This is a genomic window from Mesorhizobium sp. M0664 (assembly GCF_040320565.1).
GTDB lineage: Bacteria > Pseudomonadota > Alphaproteobacteria > Rhizobiales > Rhizobiaceae > Mesorhizobium.
On the sequence record NZ_JAMYPW010000004.1, the window covers coordinates 55,441 to 71,526 of the forward strand.

Here is a 16,086-nt window from a genome sequence, read left to right on the forward strand (position 1 = left end):
CAGCGCAATGGACGATCACGGTGAATCGGCATTGTCCGCCGGACTTTCCGGCGCGCTCACGGAATTCGGCCATCGATTGATGGCGCGGGTCTATTATGCAGACACCGATTTTTCCGGCGTCGTCTACCACGCGCGCTATCTCGAATTCTTCGAGCGCGGCCGGTCCGACTATCTGCGGCTGGCCGGCGTCCACCACACCGAGCTTGCCGACGGCAAGCATGGCGAGAAAATAGTCTGGGTGGTGCGGCGCATGGAGATCGATTTCCGCGGTTCGGCCCGCATGGATGACATCCTGACCATCGATACGCGCACCGAAGACATTTCCGGCGCCCGCATCGTCATGGCGCAGCAGTTGAAACGCGGCAGCGAAGTGCTGGTCGAGGCGCGGGTCGAAGCGGCGATCGTCGGCGAGAACGGCCGGCCGCGGCGCTTTCCCAAGGATTGGGTGGCAGCCTTCATGCCCGGAACGCGCAAATAAGAGTTCAGAGGCGGAAGATCCGGAGCTCCCGGTCGAGGCGAGGATCGCCGGGCTGGTCGTCGGGGCGCGGCAATGCGCCGCGCTGTACGTCCTAACCCATCCTTAACCATAACGGTCCATGAAGGGATTGGTTAAGATTGGAAGAATCCAAGCGCCTTCCTTTCACCAATATTTGCCCCGAAAAGGCCGCCAACGGTGCATTTGGGGTTATTCCGCAAGCTTAACGCGAACGGACCACAAGGGATGCCCATGGGCCAGCCGCCAGCCACGCCCGGAAAATCTTTAAGGACGTAACATGGAAAACATCGCTCTCGCCGAACCGGGCGCGCATTTATCGATTTGGGCCTTGTTCATGCAGGCCGGTTGGGTGGTCAAGCTGGTCATGATCGGGCTGCTTGGTGCCTCGATCTGGACCTGGGCGATCATCGTCGACAAGCTCGTCGCCTATGCCCGCATGCGGCTGGCGCTCAACCGCTTCGAACAGGTGTTCTGGTCGGGGCAGTCGCTGGAAGAGCTTTACCGCACGCTCGCCGACCGCAAGACGACCGGCATGAGCGCGATCTTCGTCGCCGCCATGCGCGAATGGAAGAAGAGCTTCGAGAAGGGCGCAAAATCGCCGCTCGGCCTGCAGACCCGCATCGACAAGGCTATGGATCTGGCGCTGACCCGCGAGATGGAAAAGCTGGAAGGGCGGCTCGGCTTCCTCGCCACCACCGGCTCGGCGGCGCCCTTCATCGGCCTGTTCGGCACCGTGATCGGCATCATGACCTCGTTCCAGGCGATCGCCGCTTCGAAGAACACCAGCCTGTCGGTGGTCGCGCCCGGTATCGCCGAAGCGCTGCTGGCGACGGCCATCGGCCTGCTCGCCGCCATCCCCGCCGTCATCGCCTACAACAAGCTGTCGTCCGACGCGAGCAAGATCGCCGTCCGCATGGAAGGGTTCGCGGATGAGTTCTCCGCCATACTCTCGCGCCAAATCGATGAAAAAGTCGCGCAGAAGGCCTGAGGAACGATCATGGGAATGTCTGTAGGCGCGGGTGGCGGAGGACGCGGTGGTCGAGGCCACAGGCGGCGCGGCCGCCATCACGCCTTGATATCGGAGATCAACGTCACGCCGATGGTCGACGTGATGCTGGTGCTGCTGATCATCTTCATGGTCGCGGCGCCGTTGCTGACGGTCGGCGTGCCGATCGACCTGCCGGATACCCAGGCCAAAGCGATGAACGCCGATACGCAGCCTATAACCGTGTCCATCAACTCGGCCGGTCAGATCTACCTCCAGGAAACCGAGATCCCGATCGAGGAGCTGGTGGCAAAGCTGCAGGCGATCTCGAAGACCGGCTATGACGAGCGCATTTTCATCAGGGGTGACAAGTCCACCGACTATGGCACTGCCATGAAGGTGATGGCCCGCATCTCGGCTGCTGGCTACAAGAATATCGGCCTGGTTTCACTGCAGGAACAGGATCAGTAGACGCAAGATGAGGACCGGCCTCACCACATCGGTGATCTTGCATACGGTGGCGATCGCCTTCGGGCTGTTCACGTTGTCCTCGCCGCCTGCGATGCCTGCGTCCGATGCGGAATCGGTGTCGGTCGAGATCGTGCCGATGGAAGCGACGGCACAGGTCCTGCAAGGCGACAAGAAAGCTGTAATGCACGACAAGCCGGCGCCGGTACCGACGCAGCGTCCCGACATCGTTCCCGATGCCCAGAAAGTCGGCGATAACAGCGTCGACACCGACAAGCCGCCGACACCTGAGCCCAAGCCCCAGCCAGTCGACATGACGGCGGCTCCGCCACCCGCGCCGACGCCGGTCGAAAAGCCCAAGCCCGAGGACGTGCCGAAGCCGAAGGAAGAGCCGAAGCCTATTCCTGCTACGGAGGTGGCGCCGGTGCCGCAGCCGAAGGAAGAGGTCAAGCCCGAACCTGTCAAGCAGACCGAGCCCAAGCCGACGCCGGCCAAGGAGCCGACGCCCACGCCGCCGCAGGACAAGACTGCCGCGATCGATCCGCAGCCCGAGGTCAAGCCGGATGCCGTCGCCGAGGCGATTGCCAAGCAACCGCCAACCGAGGAGGCGCAGCTTCCCGACTCGGCGCCGGCACCCGAGGCTCGGCCAAAGCCGCAGCCGGCCCAGGCCGAGAGCGCGAAGGCACCGGAGCGCAAGGACGCCGACAAGCCGGTCAAGGAAGCCTCATCCAGGCCGAAATCGGACGACAAGCAATTCAACGCCGACGAGATTTCGGCTCTGCTTGACAAGCGGAAGCCGTCCGGCGGCGGCGCCAAGCGCTCGACCCAGCAGGCATCGCTCGGCGGCGAGAAGGATCAGGGCCAGAAGCTTTCGAAATCGGAGCAGGGGGCATTGGAGGCCCAGCTTGGTGGTTGCTGGACGCTTCCGGCAGGGCTCGAGGGTTCGGAGAATTTCGTCGTCGTGGTCCGGTTTAATCTGGACGCCTCCGGCAAGCTGGATGGCCGGCCGAGCGTTGAAAAGTCGAGCGGAAACCGCCCGTTTGACGAAAGTGCAGTGCGCGCGGTTCAGAAATGCGATGTGGCCGGCTTGCAGGTTCCGGCGGGCAAGCAAGACATCTGGTCCGACGTTCGGGTCACTTTTGACCCCAGGGAGATGCTCGGTCTTTAGGCCTGGCGCTCACAGAATCAGCGAAAGAAGCGAGAAGACATGAAATCCATCCTCAAGCCGCTCCTGACGATCGCAGCGATGGCGCTGGGTATGACCGTTGCTGTCACCCTGCCGGCGCGGGCGCTCGTTGAGCTCAACGTCAATAAGGGCAATGTCGAGCCGTTGCCGATCGCCATCACGGACTTCCAGGGCGGCGATGCGCTCGGCGCCGAGATTTCTGGCATCGTCAGTGCCGACCTGAAACGCTCCGGCCTGTTCGCGCCGATCGACAAAAGCGCTTTCATCGAAAAGATCTCGAACCCGGATGCCACGCCGCGCTTCGAAGACTGGAAGGTGATCAATGCGCAGGCGCTGGTCACCGGCAGTGTCGGCAAGGAGGCTGACGGCCGCATTCGCGCCCAGTATCGGTTGTGGGACACGTTTGCCGGCCAGCAGATGTCGGGCGAGCAGTTCTTCGCCAACGACGCCAATACCAGGCGCGTCGCCCATATCATCGCCGATGCGATCTACGAGCGGCTGACCGGCGAGAAGGGCTATTTCGACACGCGCGTCGTCTTCATCGACGAGTCCGGTGCCAAGAATGCGCGCAAGAAGCGGCTAGCCATCATGGACCAGGACGGCGCCAACGTCCGCTATCTCTCGAACGGCAAATCGATCGTGCTGACGCCGCGCTTCTCGCCGAACCGGCAGGAAATCACCTACATGTCCTATGAAAGCGGTCAGCCGCGGGTGTACCTGCTGCAGATCGAGACGGGGCAGCGCGAGCTGGTCGGCAATTTCCCCGGCATGACGTTTGCGCCGCGCTTTTCGCCGGACGGCCAGAAGGTGATCATGAGCCTGCTGCGCGATGACGGCAATTCCAACATCTTCGCCATGGATCTGAGAAGCCGCTCGACGACCAGGCTCACCAATTCGACCGCCATCGACACCTCACCGTCCTACTCGCCTGACGGCAGCAAGGTGGTGTTCACCTCGGATCGCGGCGGCCGCGCGCAGATCTATGTGATGGGCGCCGACGGCTCGGGCCAGACCCGCATCTCGTTTGGCGACGGCGTCTATTCGACGCCGGTGTGGTCGCCGCGCGGCGATCTCATCGCCTTCACCAAGCAGACCGGCGGCGAATTCCAGATCGGCGTCATGCGCACCGACGGTTCGGGTGAGCGCATCCTGTCCACCGGCTTTCAGCAGGAAGGGCCGACCTGGGCGCCCAACGGCCGGGTGCTGATGTTCTTCCGCGATTCCAATGGTGGACCAAAACTTGTTTCGGTCGATCTCACCGGCCGCAACGAACAGTCGATCCCCACGGCGAACTTCGCCTCGGATCCGGCCTGGTCGCCGCTGCTGGAGTGATGGAAGAAGAACTGAGGAGTTGAAGAACTGAGGAGTTGAAGAGTTGAAGAACTGAAGAATGGAGAAGGCAGAGGGGTCTACATCGAGCACGCGAGGGATTTAGAAGTCTATAAGCGTGCCTGTGCGGTTTCCCTTGGGGTACACAGAGCCACGCTTGCTTTTCCGAAAATGGAGCAATACGCGCTCGCCGATCAACTACGTCGTTCCAGCAAGGCGATCTGCGCCAATTTGGCCGAAGGCTTTGCCAAACAGGCTCACTCCAAGCCCGAATTCGCACGCTTCATTTCAATGGCCATAGGATCATGCAGTGAGGTGGAGACCTGGAGTTCGTATGCGTTCGACCTCGAGTACATCACACAGGCGCAACGCGACCATTGGTTGCAATCCTATGCCCGTATCTACGGAGTGCTGGTCAATCTCAGAGAGAAGCTGAGGTGATCTCTTTGCTCAATTCCTCGATTCCTCAATTCCTCGGTTCTTCAGTTCCTCAATTCCCTCTTTTTCATGTTTTAGCCGCATTTCCGCCTACGGTCCGCGCTCATTGTCGCCCCTCGGCAGAACGGTTGCGGACGGCAGCCGAAAACCAAATTTTAACCGTGTTTCTTGAGCGCCGGTTAACCCAAACGTGGTTACTGGACGATCAATGAAATCACTCGAATTGCGAAGGAGAGGCGGCATGGGCCGTATCGCAGCACTTACCACAAACCCGGTCATGATCGCGCTGGTCGCGATGCTCGCGATCACCGGTTGCGCCTCGAAGAAGACGCCGAACAGCGCCGCCGATCTCGGCCTCAACGGCGCCGGCGCGGCAACGCCCGGATCGGCCCAGGACTTTACCGTCAACATCGGCGACCGCATCTTCTTCGACACCGATTCGTCCTCGATCCGCGCCGATGCGCAGACGACGCTGTCGCGCCAGGCGCAGTGGCTGAACCAGTACAAGCAGTATGCCATCGTCATCGAAGGCCATGCCGACGAGCGCGGCACGCGCGAATACAATCTGGCGCTCGGCGCCCGCCGTGCTGCCGCCACACGCGACTTCCTGGTCGCCAAAGGCGTTTCGGCGCAGCGCCTGAAGACCATTTCCTACGGCAAGGAGCGTCCGGTCGCGGTTTGCGACGACATCTCCTGCTGGTCGCAGAACCGCCGCGCCGTAACCACGCTGGGCGGCGCCGGTTCTTGATCGGCATAAATGCAACACTTGGTGCGAAAGGCGGCCAAAAGGCCGCCTTTTTCATATCTGCCCGCTCCAAACAAAATTTGGCCGAAGTCTCACGTCCTGTTAAGAGCCGAGGGCGCCTGGCCACTTCGGTTGGCAAGGGCGCGCAACAGGCTAACGGTTTCACGGCGAGAGGCACATGCATTTCAGATCGGTCTTGAGCGGCACGCTTGCGCTGCTGCTCGTATCAAGTATCGCGGCACTTGCTGACGGGGCAAACGGCACCGGGCAGTCATCGGAAAGCGGTTTTTCCTTCCACCTGCCGACGATCAAACTGCCCGGCATTTTCGGCGAAAAGAAAAAGCCGGATCAGGTTCAATTCGCGCAGCAGGATGGTACCGGCACTCCGGCGCTGGAGGAACAGCTCCGGCAGATGAATGGCAAGATCGAGGAACTCAATTTCCAGGTCCTGCAGATGCAGGAGCAGATCCGCAAGCAGCAGGAAGACAACGAATTCCGCTTCCAGCAGCTGGAAGGCGGTCCGCAAGGCGCGCAGCAGCCGGCCGAGCAGAAGAAGTCCGAGGCCGCGCCCAGCAGCGACAGCCCCAACGGCGACAGTAACGTGGCGGAGGCGCCGGGGACGCCGGCTCCGGCCGATGCGGGCAAGGCGGCAGACGGCGACAAGAGCGTCGAGGACGTCATCGTCGAATCGCCCAACGGCGATCCCGGCAAGCTGATCCCCGGCGCGCCGCCCAAGACGTTCGGCACCATCACCGTCGACAAAAACGGCAATGTCGTCGAAGCCGATGGCAATGCGCAAGCGAATGCGCCGCAGCAGAATACGGCCCCAGCCAACGGCGCCAGCGCAGCCGGCAACAAGGCCGGTAAATCCGACGATACGGTGGTTGCGGCACTCCCGTCGACCAACGATCCGGAGGAGCTTTACCGCAACTCTTACCAGTTCATCCTGTCGGGCGACTACAGCACCGCCGAACAGGGCTTCCGCGACCATATCGCCCGTTTTCCCAAGGACGCCAAAGCAGCGGACGCGCATTACTGGCTCGGTGAATCGCTGCTCGGCCAGCAGAAATACCGCGATGCGGCCGAGATTTTCCTCGCAGCCAGCAAGGACTATCCCAAGGCCAAGAAGGCGCCCGACATGCTGCTGAAGCTCGGCGTTTCACTGGTCGGGCTGAAGCAGCGCGACGTGGCCTGTGCCACTTTCAGCGAGATCGGCAAGCGCTACCCCGATATTTCCGGCGCGCTCAAGGAGCGGGTCAAGCAGGAAAGGGCACTCGCGGCGTGCTAGTTTTTCCGTTGCGTGTCGTTGCCGCAAAACCGGGCCCACGCTTGGGCGACATGCATGACGCTCGACAGCGAGCCTGACCTTTCGGATTTTTCGCGGATCGACTTTTCCAACGGCGCTGTTGCGGCCGTGTCCGGCGGCAGCGACTCGACCGCCCTTCTCCTCCTCCTCAAAGCCCATCTCGATCGTAACGCCCCGGCAACGAAATTGCTGGCGGTAACGATCGATCATCAATTGCGGCCGCAAGCGGCAGCGGAAGCGCAAGCCGTGGCCAGGCTGTGCGCGGCGCGCGGCATTGCCCATCGCATCCTCGCCTGGTCGGGGCACAAACCATCGACCGGCCTGCCCGCCGCCGCGCGCGAAGCCCGCTACCGGCTGCTCGCCGAGGCCGCCGAAGCGGCAGGCATCGGCCTGATCCTGACCGGCCACACCGCCGACGACCAGGCCGAGACCGTGCTGATGCGGCAAGCACGTGACGACGGGCCAGGTGAGGAGAGGCCGCGCGACGAAGCGCGGGGCCTTGCCGGCATGGCGCCGGCAACCCTCTACGAGTGGCGGCACTGGATCGTGCGGCCGCTGCTCCGCGTGCGGCGTGCTGAGCTGCGCGAATTCCTGCGGCGTGAACAGGTTGCCTGGATCGAAGATCCGACCAATGCCGACACCGCTTTCGAGCGGCCGCGCGTCCGCGCAGCACTTGCCGAAGGCGATGGTACGCCTAGCGTGGCTGAAGCGATAGCGCTGGCCAGCAAGGCGGCGGTCGAGCGTGAGCAGCTGGGACATCGCGCGGCCATGCTGATCCACAGCTTGGCCTCCAGGCCGGCCGCCGGCCTCGTCCGGCTCGATCGGGATTTTGCGACGGCCGCCGACAGCCGGTCGGCCATTTATGCGCTGCGCATCCTGCTGGCGGCGACCGGCGGCACCGCCTTTCTTCCCGACCAGGCCCGCAGCGAAGCCCTTTTCGGCCGGTTCCGCACCGGGCCGCTTTGTGCCACATTGTCGCGGACCGTGATCGATGCCCGGCGTACCGGCATCTTTCTGCACCGCGAATTGCGCGATCTGCCGCCCGCTGTTGCGGTTTCCGGCAATGCCCTGTGGGACGGCCGCAGACGGATCACATTGGGCGACAGTCCAGGTGCATTGTTGATGATCGCGCCGCTGTTGATAGCACCGCTCGGGGCGGCTCTTGCCGCAAAGCGGGCAATTGCCGGGCATGGCACGCCGGCAAGCCTTGTGCGTGCCGCCTTGGCCGCCGAGCCGGCGCTCTGGCGGGATGGCGAATGCCTTGGTTTGCTGGGGGAAGGCCCGGGTTTGCCCGGGGAAGGCCCGATGCCGGCGGCTGTCGCCGCATATCCGGCAGTCGCGCCCTTCGCCCGTTTCCTGCCGTCCTTCGATCTGGCGCCGGCCGATGCCGTCGCCGCGTTGCTTGGCGCGGCGCCCGTTCCAGCCGTGCCGTTCGGCGGCCACAATGCCGGCCTACCACGGGCGAAAGCTTAACCGAGACCTGCTGTTATGCTTGGCAATGGGAGACGCTCTCCCTATGTTAGGGCCAAGTTTCCTCTCACGACGCGTGTCCGCCCAGCGGGCGCCAACGGGACAATTGATGAATCCGAATTATCGCAACCTCGCGCTCTGGGCGATCATAGCGGTCCTGCTCATCGCTCTCTTCAATCTTTTCCAGACGCCGCAGACGCGTGGAGCCTCGAGCGATGTTCCCTATTCGCAGTTCCTGCAGGAAGTCGCGGCGGGACGGATCAAGTCGGTGACCATCGCCGGCGCCCGTATCTCCGGCAATTACACGGACAGTTCCAACGGCTTCCAGACCTATTCGCCTGGGGACCCGTCACTGGTTTCGCGGCTGCAGGACAAGAACGTCACCATCAACGCGCGTCCTGAATCCGACGGCTCCAATTCGCTGTTCGGCACCCTGATCTCCTGGCTGCCGATGATCCTCATCCTCGGCGTCTGGATATTCTTCATGCGCCAGATGCAGTCCGGTTCCGGCCGCGCCATGGGCTTCGGCAAGTCGAAGGCCAAGCTTTTGACCGAAGCACATGGCCGCGTCACCTTCCAGGACGTCGCCGGCGTCGACGAAGCCAAGGAAGATCTGGAAGAGATCGTCGAGTTCCTGCGCGACCCGCAGAAATTCCAGCGGCTCGGCGGCAAGATCCCGCGCGGTGTGCTGCTCGTCGGTCCTCCTGGAACCGGCAAGACGCTGCTCGCCCGCTCGGTCGCGGGTGAAGCCAACGTGCCGTTCTTCACCATTTCGGGCTCGGACTTCGTCGAGATGTTCGTCGGCGTCGGCGCAAGCCGCGTTCGCGACATGTTCGACCAGGCCAAGAAGAACGCGCCTTGCATCATCTTCATCGACGAAATCGACGCGGTCGGCCGCCATCGCGGCGCCGGCCTGGGCGGCGGCAATGATGAACGCGAGCAGACGCTGAACCAGCTGCTGGTCGAGATGGATGGCTTCGAATCCAACGAAAGCATCATCCTGATCGCCGCCACCAACCGGCCAGACGTGCTCGATCCGGCGCTGCTGAGGCCGGGCCGCTTCGACCGCCAGGTGGTGGTGCCGAACCCCGACATCGTCGGCCGCGAGAAGATCCTGAAGGTGCATGTGCGCAACGTGCCGCTGGCGCCCAATGTCGACCTCAAGGTGATCGCGCGCGGCACGCCGGGCTTTTCCGGCGCCGATCTGATGAACCTGGTCAACGAGTCCGCCCTGATGGCGGCGCGGCGCAACAAGCGCCTCGTCACCATGGCCGAATTCGAGGACGCCAAGGACAAGATCATGATGGGCGCCGAGCGCCGCTCGTCGGCGATGACACAGGCCGAGAAGGAGCTGACCGCCTATCACGAGGCTGGTCATGCCATCCTGGCGCTCAACGTGCCGTCGGCCGATCCGCTGCACAAGGCGACCATCATTCCGCGCGGCCGGGCACTCGGCATGGTCATGCAGCTGCCGGAAGGCGACCGCTATTCGATGAGCTACAAATACATGATCTCGCGCCTCGCCATCATGATGGGCGGCCGTGTCGCCGAGGAGTTCAAGTTCGGCAAGGAGAACATCACCTCCGGCGCCTCCTCCGATATCGAGCAGGCGACCAAGCTGGCGCGTGCCATGGTGACGCGCTGGGGCTTCTCCGACAAGCTCGGCCATGTCGCCTATGGCGACAACCAGGAGGAGGTGTTCCTCGGCCATTCGGTGGCGCGCACGCAGAACATCTCGGAAGAGACGGCGCAAATCATCGACGCCGAAGTGCGCCGGCTGATCGACGAGGCCTATTCGACGGCAAGGTCTATCCTGACCAAGAAAAAGAAGGAATGGATCGCGCTGGCGCAGGGCCTGCTCGAATACGAGACGCTGTCCGGCGAGGAGATCAAGCAGCTGATCGCCGGCAATAAGCCCGCGCGCGACCTTGGCGACGACACGCCGCCGAGCCGCGGCTCGGCCGTGCCGAAGTCCGGCCGCCGCAAGAAAGGCCCCGAGCCCGAAGGCGGCATGGAACCTCAGCCGTCAAGCTAGGCTCCGGCCCGGCACAGATCGACTTCGAAACGCCGCGGCTCTAACCGCGGCGTTTTCTCTTGGGGAATGCGACCCTTCCTGCATCGCAGGAAATTGGCGAAAGTGACGATGACGGCCAATCTCCCGCCTCGCGGGGGGATGTCCGGCAGGACAGAGAGAGGCGCGAAGGAATGGAGCCTTCTATCGGCCTCGTTGACGACTTCGGGAAGATCGACAAGGCGCGCCGGAGAATGAAGCTCGCATTTTTTGCCGGCGGCGCCACATTTTGTTCTTGCTTTGTGCCGGCAGCTATGCTATCAATTTGGGTGTGGTGCCAATTGGCGCTGAATGACCCGCCCGCCGAGGCGGGTTTTCTGCTTCTGGCTATGAGAGTTCCGGTGGTGCCGAGATCGATGTCGGCCGGACAGAGCCAAGAAACACGATCTGACAGTTGGTTCGACCTCGGAAGGCCCTCTCACTTGTTCGGCAGCAACAAAAAGCCCGCGAACCTTGCGGCTCGCGGGCTCATGTCGTCGGATGGTGGCGCCGGTCAGCTCTTCAGCTTGGCGTTGCAGAGGCTGTAGAAGCCGCCGCCCTTCTGGATCCACCTGAGGCCGCCCAGCGTGTTGGCGTCCTTGTTGGCGTAGTAGAGGTCGAGACAGGTGTGCATGCGGCCCTTGGCCGGGGTCTCGGTTGCATACTTCTTGGAGATCGCCGTCGGGAATTTCACGCCCTGGGGGGCGGTGATGGTCGGCGGTTGCGGATCGCCGGTGTATTTGGCATCGGGAGCCGGCAGGGTGTCGTCGTCGGCTGCGCCGGCGCCGCATTGGCTCTTGCGGAAGTCGTTCCACTTCATGCCGTTCAGCGTGTTGCCGGCCTTGGCAGCCTGATATTTGGCGCTGCAATCCGCCATGCTGACGCCTTTGCCGGTATCGGTCGCGGCGGCTGTCGTCGCCTTGGCAGGTGCCGCGGCGGGTTGTGCGGCTGCACTTGCGCCGGCGGCGCATTCACTCTTGCGGAAGTCGTTCCACTTCATGCCGTTGAGCGTGCCGGCAGCCTTGGCGGCCTGGTATTTGGTGCTGCATTCCTTGGCCGTCAGCCCAGGCGCTGCGTCATCGCTGCTGGCCGCCGCTGCTTTGGTCTTGGCGGCGGGTTGTGCGGCTGCCGTCGCGCCGGCGGCGCACTGGGTCTTGCGGAAATCGTTCCACTTCATGCCGTTGAGCGTGCCGGCAGCCTTGGCGGCCTGGTATTTGGTGCTGCACTCCTTCGCCGTCAGGCCCGGCGCCGCATCGTCGGCGGCGGCTGCCTTGGTCGTGTCGGCAGCCTTGGCCGTGGCTTTGGCTGGCGCGGGTTCGGTTGTAGCGGCGGAAGCATCGGTGCCGCATTGGGCCTTGCGGAACTGGTTCCAGTTCTGCCCGCCAAGCGTTCCCGCGTCCTTGGCCGTGTTATACTTGGTGCTGCACTCGGCCATGGTCAGCGCGCTGGCAGGCGCCGCCAGGAATAAGGTCGCGACGGCAAGACCCGTCAAAGTGGCAAGTCGGTGGATGAGCATGCGTTTTCTCCCTGCGGCGGTTCATGATATGTCCCAGTGCAGCAATAGCGCTCAACGGCTGGTTGCGCCAGATGCTAAGTAGCGTAGAGACAAATTTAGAAGTGCATTCTTTTCTTTAAGGTGATGAATTCGTTGCCGGGACCGTCTCCCCGCCAAGTTCGTCCGGGTGCATTGCACGGAGCGCGCGCCTATGGCTGGTTCCCAGCGAGGACACTGCGTCGAATGACAGCCAGTCAAATCGGCGGCTGCGGCGGACCTGAGCCACCGCTGTCTGGAGCAGCACGATGCGGATTCGGGTTCAAGGCCACACTGCCACAGCCCAAAGGAACCAGATGAGGTTTGAGTTGACGTTTCTGATGCTGCTACCGCAACAAGGGCTCGGAACTTGAAAATCAACACACTAGCGTGACGTAAAACACACAAAACAACAATTTTCTAAGGATTGGTCGTCCATAATCATACAATGTGATGACGGGGCTTGGGCCATTTTATGGCATGAGATGCTCGGAAAGAACCATCGGGAAGCTGGCGAACATGGCAGGACATTATTTCGGTACGGACGGCATTCGTGGGCGCGCCAACAAGTTTCCAATGACGGCGGAGGTCGCCATGCGGGTCGGCATGGCCGCCGGCCTCTCGTTCCAGCGCGGCAGCCACCGCCACCGCGTCGTGCTCGGCAAGGATACCAGGCTTTCCGGCTACATGATCGAGAACGCCATGGTGTCGGGCCTGTGCGCCGCCGGCATGGATGTCTTCCTGCTCGGCCCGATCCCGACGCCGGCTGTTGCCATGCTGGTGCGCTCGCTGCGCGCCGATATCGGCGTGATGATCTCTGCCTCGCACAACCCCTATTACGACAACGGCATCAAGCTGTTCGGCCCCGATGGCTACAAGCTGTCCGATGAGATCGAGGAGCGTATCGAGGGGATGCTCGACAAGGATATCGAACTGGCGCTCGCCGATTCCGATGGGCTCGGCCGCGCCAAACGCGTCGACGGCGTGCATGACCGCTATATCGAATTCGCCAAGCGCACGCTGCCGCGCTCGATGTCGCTGTCGGGCCTGCGCATCGTCGTCGATTGCGCCAATGGCGCCGCCTACAAGGTGGCGCCCGACGCGCTGTGGGAACTCGGCGCCGAGGTCGTTGCCATCAATGTCGAGCCCAACGGCTTCAACATCAACAAGGAATGCGGCTCGACTCATCCGGCCGGTCTGCAAAAGAAGGTGCACGAGGTGCGCGCCGATATCGGCATTGCTCTCGACGGCGATGCCGACCGTGTCGTCATTGTCGACGAGAACGGCGCGATCGTCGATGGCGACCAGATCATGGCGCTGATCGCCGAATCCTGGCAGCAGAGCGGACGGCTGGCCGGCGGCGGCGTCGTCTCGACGGTGATGTCCAATCTCGGCCTCGAACGCTTCCTCGGCGACATGAACCTGCAGTTGCATCGCACCAAGGTCGGTGACCGCTATGTCGTCGAGCACATGCGTGCCCATGGACTCAATGTCGGCGGCGAACAGTCGGGCCACATCGTGCTGTCCGATTTCTCGACCACCGGCGACGGCCTCGTCTCGGCGCTCCAAGTGCTCGCCTGCATCAAGCGGCATAACCGACCGGTCAGCGAACTGTCGAAGAAATTCGAGCCGGTGCCGCAGCTTTTGAAGAATGTGCATATTTCCGGCGGCAAGCCGCTGGAGGAGGCGCCGGTCAAGGCGGCGATCGAAGATGCGCGCAATCGCCTCGGCAAGGCCGGGCGCCTGGTCATCCGGCCATCCGGCACGGAGCCGCTCATCCGCGTCATGGCGGAGGGCGACGACCCGCAGCTTGTCGAGTCCGTGGTCAACGACATCGTCGAGGTCATTTCGGAAACGCGTAGCGCCGCCTGATCTCCCTCCAACATCGGTTCAAAAGCCCGCCTTGCCGGCGGGCTTTTTTATTGGGTCGCGGCCAGCTCCGCCTGCAGCAACGGCCGCCAGATTGCTCCACTTTTAGAGATTCGTGGTTAATCAATACGGTTAAACGCCTTTTAACCTTTCCGATTCATTATCCACAACTGAGGTCAATCACATTTCGGGCGCGTTCGCCGTTCGAGGGTTCTCAGGGGTGATAAGCATGTTCAACACAGCTAGAATGGCTCTTCTGGCCGCGCTGTTTGCCGGCGTCGGACCGGCATTCGCCGCCGATTTCGTCGAGCCGCCCGTCGTCGAGGAGGCACCGCCACCGGTTGCCTATGAGCAGCCGGCCGAATTCGGCGGCTGGTATATCCGCGGCGACATCGACTATCACTGGTCGAAGTTTCGTGGTGGCGAGTACATCACCTACGGTGTGGCGCCCCAGAATCCCGGCAAGTTCGATACAGGCAAGCTGGATGGCGCCTTCTCGGCCGGCGGCGGTGTTGGTTACCAGATCGACGAGCATTTCCGCACCGATCTCACCCTGGACTGGATGAGCAAGTCCAAATTCCGCGGCTCGACCAACGGCTTCTGCGGCCCACAGCAAACGCCTTGCACGTCCGTCGATACCTCGTCCTATTCGGCGCTGCTGCTCTTGGCCAACGCCTATGTCGATATCGGCACCTGGCATGGGATCACGCCTTACGTCGGCGCCGGCATCGGCGGTGCCTGGGTCAAGTGGGATGAACTGCACAACGTGGACAGCGACGGTTCATTTGATCATGCCGGTGGCAAGGGCTGGCGGTTTGCCTATGCTGCCATGGCGGGCGCATCCTACTGCCTGACTGACCGCGTCAAACTAGATGTCGGCTACCGCTTCAGCCACATCAACGGCGGTAAGATGTTCGACTATGCCTCCCTCCCCAATGTCGGCCCCGGCTATGACAAAGGTATCAACGTTCACGAAGTGCGCGGCGGCCTGCGCTACCAGTTCGGCAGGTCGGACTGTGCGCCGCCGGAGCCTTACGTCCCGGAACCCGAGCCCGTCTACACGAAGTAGTCGCTTCGAAATCGAGGAATTCGTCGACCGCCCGGCTGATGCCGGGCGGTTTCGTTTGGCTGCCTAAAGATGCTGCGTTGCCCTGTAACACCGTCCGGCTCGAGGAGCGAAAACGGATCAAATCAATTGCTAACGCCTTGTTATCCTTAACCCGCACTTAACCACTATGGTTAACAATGCTGTCTGAAACGGCGCGCGCGATCGCGAATGCGCCAAGTTCGGGAGCCGAGGACCATGACATTCAAATCGCCTATAGCACTGGCGCTTGCAGCAGTCGTCCTGGTGCCGCTGACGCCGGCGCTTGGCGCCGATTACGAACCGCCGGTCTATGTCGACCAGGCGCCCGACTATGTACCGGTCGAGGTTGGCTCGGGATGGTATCTGCGCGGCGATGTCTCCTATCTGGTGCAGAAGAGCTTCAAGGATGAGCATTTCGCCTTTACACCCGCGAGCTTCGACGAAAAGGAAGATCCCATCTTCGCCAGCATCGGCTTCGGCTACCATTTCAACGACTATCTGCGCGCCGATCTCAATGTCGGCTATCTTCCCGGCAACAAGATCGACGTCGGCTATAACGACGGAACGACCGTGGCATCGGCGACCCTGAAGAACTATGCCTTCTCAGGCATACTCAACGGCTATGTCGACCTTGGCACCTATGTCGGAATCACACCTTATCTCGGCGCCGGTGTCGGTGTCGTGCAGAGCAAGCGTCGCCTGTCGGCGAGCTACTTCACCGACAACGCCGACCCCACCGACGATTTCGTCCGGCGTGACAACAAGACCCAGTACTCCTTCGCCTACACGCTGAATGCCGGGCTTGCGTACCAAGTGTCCAAGAACGTCTCGGTCGATCTGGGCTATCAGTATTTTTCCGCGCCAGACGCCGAATATGTGACTGCCGAGAGTCTGACTTCTTTTCCGATCCGCAAAGGGATCAACAATCATCAAGTCAAAGTCGGACTACGCTACGATCTCTGGTAGGCTCGATCGAAGCCGAGGCGTTGACAATGGCGGGTCGCAGGCCCGCCGTTTGCGTTTCGCCCCCGGCAATATCCTGACAGCGACAAAAACTTTCCCCTTGACGCCGAAAGTCTGAACGCATATCGCCATCCGTGGGCCACCCCTCCCCAACGAGGGGCCA

14 protein-coding genes are annotated in these 16,086 nt (G+C 62.4%); 13 read left to right on the forward strand and 1 reads right to left on the reverse strand.

From position 1 onward, the window contains the following. Window positions 1-7 precede the first annotated feature (7 nt). The 10 genes from ybgC to ftsH all read left to right on the forward strand — a co-directional run bounded on the left by ybgC (window position 8) and on the right by ftsH (window position 10,458). A complete protein-coding gene (ybgC, locus tag NKI39_RS07990) occupies window positions 8-478 on the forward strand; it encodes a tol-pal system-associated acyl-CoA thioesterase (protein ID WP_352471199.1) in 471 nt (156 codons plus the stop codon). Between the two features lie 295 nt (window positions 479-773). After that, window positions 774-1,484, forward strand: a complete 711-nt coding sequence (gene tolQ / locus NKI39_RS07995; RefSeq protein ID WP_023677997.1) for a protein TolQ — start codon at window positions 774-776, stop codon at window positions 1,482-1,484. Window positions 1,485-1,493: 9 nt separating this feature from the next. After that, complete coding sequence (tolR, locus tag NKI39_RS08000) at window positions 1,494-1,952, forward strand: protein TolR (protein WP_352831336.1); 459 nt, start codon at window positions 1,494-1,496, stop codon at window positions 1,950-1,952. Between the two features lie 7 nt (window positions 1,953-1,959). Beyond that, the gene (gene tolA / locus NKI39_RS08005) at window positions 1,960-3,117 is read left to right on the forward strand and encodes a cell envelope integrity protein TolA (RefSeq protein ID WP_352768348.1); all 1,158 of its coding nucleotides are present in this window, start codon (window positions 1,960-1,962) and stop codon (window positions 3,115-3,117) included. Between the two features lie 78 nt (window positions 3,118-3,195). Next, the gene (gene tolB, locus NKI39_RS08010; RefSeq protein ID WP_245274748.1) at window positions 3,196-4,467 is read left to right on the forward strand and encodes a Tol-Pal system beta propeller repeat protein TolB; all 1,272 of its coding nucleotides are present in this window, start codon (window positions 3,196-3,198) and stop codon (window positions 4,465-4,467) included. An 81-nt stretch (window positions 4,468-4,548) separates the two neighbouring features. Beyond that, window positions 4,549-4,905: a four helix bundle protein gene (locus NKI39_RS08015; protein ID WP_352831455.1), complete on the forward strand. Its 357-nt coding sequence runs from the start codon at window positions 4,549-4,551 to the stop codon at window positions 4,903-4,905. Between the two features lie 238 nt (window positions 4,906-5,143). Beyond that, window positions 5,144-5,650, forward strand: a complete 507-nt coding sequence (pal, locus tag NKI39_RS08020) for a peptidoglycan-associated lipoprotein Pal (RefSeq protein WP_023677992.1) — start codon at window positions 5,144-5,146, stop codon at window positions 5,648-5,650. A 175-nt stretch (window positions 5,651-5,825) separates the two neighbouring features. After that, a complete protein-coding gene (ybgF, locus tag NKI39_RS08025) occupies window positions 5,826-6,935 on the forward strand; it encodes a tol-pal system protein YbgF (RefSeq protein WP_352831338.1) in 1,110 nt (369 codons plus the stop codon). A 54-nt stretch (window positions 6,936-6,989) separates the two neighbouring features. Then, window positions 6,990-8,426, forward strand: coding sequence for a tRNA lysidine(34) synthetase TilS (gene tilS, locus NKI39_RS08030; protein ID WP_352471195.1), 1,437 nt, complete (start codon window positions 6,990-6,992; stop codon window positions 8,424-8,426). Between the two features lie 106 nt (window positions 8,427-8,532). Further along, window positions 8,533-10,458, forward strand: a complete 1,926-nt coding sequence (ftsH, locus tag NKI39_RS08035; RefSeq protein WP_023677989.1) for an ATP-dependent zinc metalloprotease FtsH — start codon at window positions 8,533-8,535, stop codon at window positions 10,456-10,458. 529 nt (window positions 10,459-10,987) lie between these two features. Here the strand turns inward: ftsH and NKI39_RS08040 are convergent. Beyond that, window positions 10,988-11,650: a hypothetical protein gene (locus NKI39_RS08040; protein ID WP_502893708.1), complete on the reverse strand. Its 663-nt coding sequence runs from the start codon at window positions 11,648-11,650 to the stop codon at window positions 10,988-10,990. A gap of 873 nt (window positions 11,651-12,523) precedes the next feature. On the opposite strand from NKI39_RS08040, the gene glmM reads away from it, so the two are divergent. The 3 genes from glmM (at window position 12,524) to NKI39_RS08055 (ending at window position 15,926) form a co-directional block, all read left to right on the forward strand. Further along, complete coding sequence (gene glmM / locus NKI39_RS08045) at window positions 12,524-13,876, forward strand: phosphoglucosamine mutase (protein ID WP_352471193.1); 1,353 nt, start codon at window positions 12,524-12,526, stop codon at window positions 13,874-13,876. A 226-nt stretch (window positions 13,877-14,102) separates the two neighbouring features. Next, a complete protein-coding gene (locus NKI39_RS08050; RefSeq protein ID WP_352814908.1) occupies window positions 14,103-14,942 on the forward strand; it encodes an outer membrane protein in 840 nt (279 codons plus the stop codon). Between the two features lie 234 nt (window positions 14,943-15,176). After that, on the forward strand, window positions 15,177-15,926 hold the full coding sequence (locus NKI39_RS08055; protein ID WP_352613401.1) for an outer membrane protein: 750 nt from the start codon (window positions 15,177-15,179) through the stop codon (window positions 15,924-15,926). Window positions 15,927-16,086: the final 160 nt, after the last annotated feature.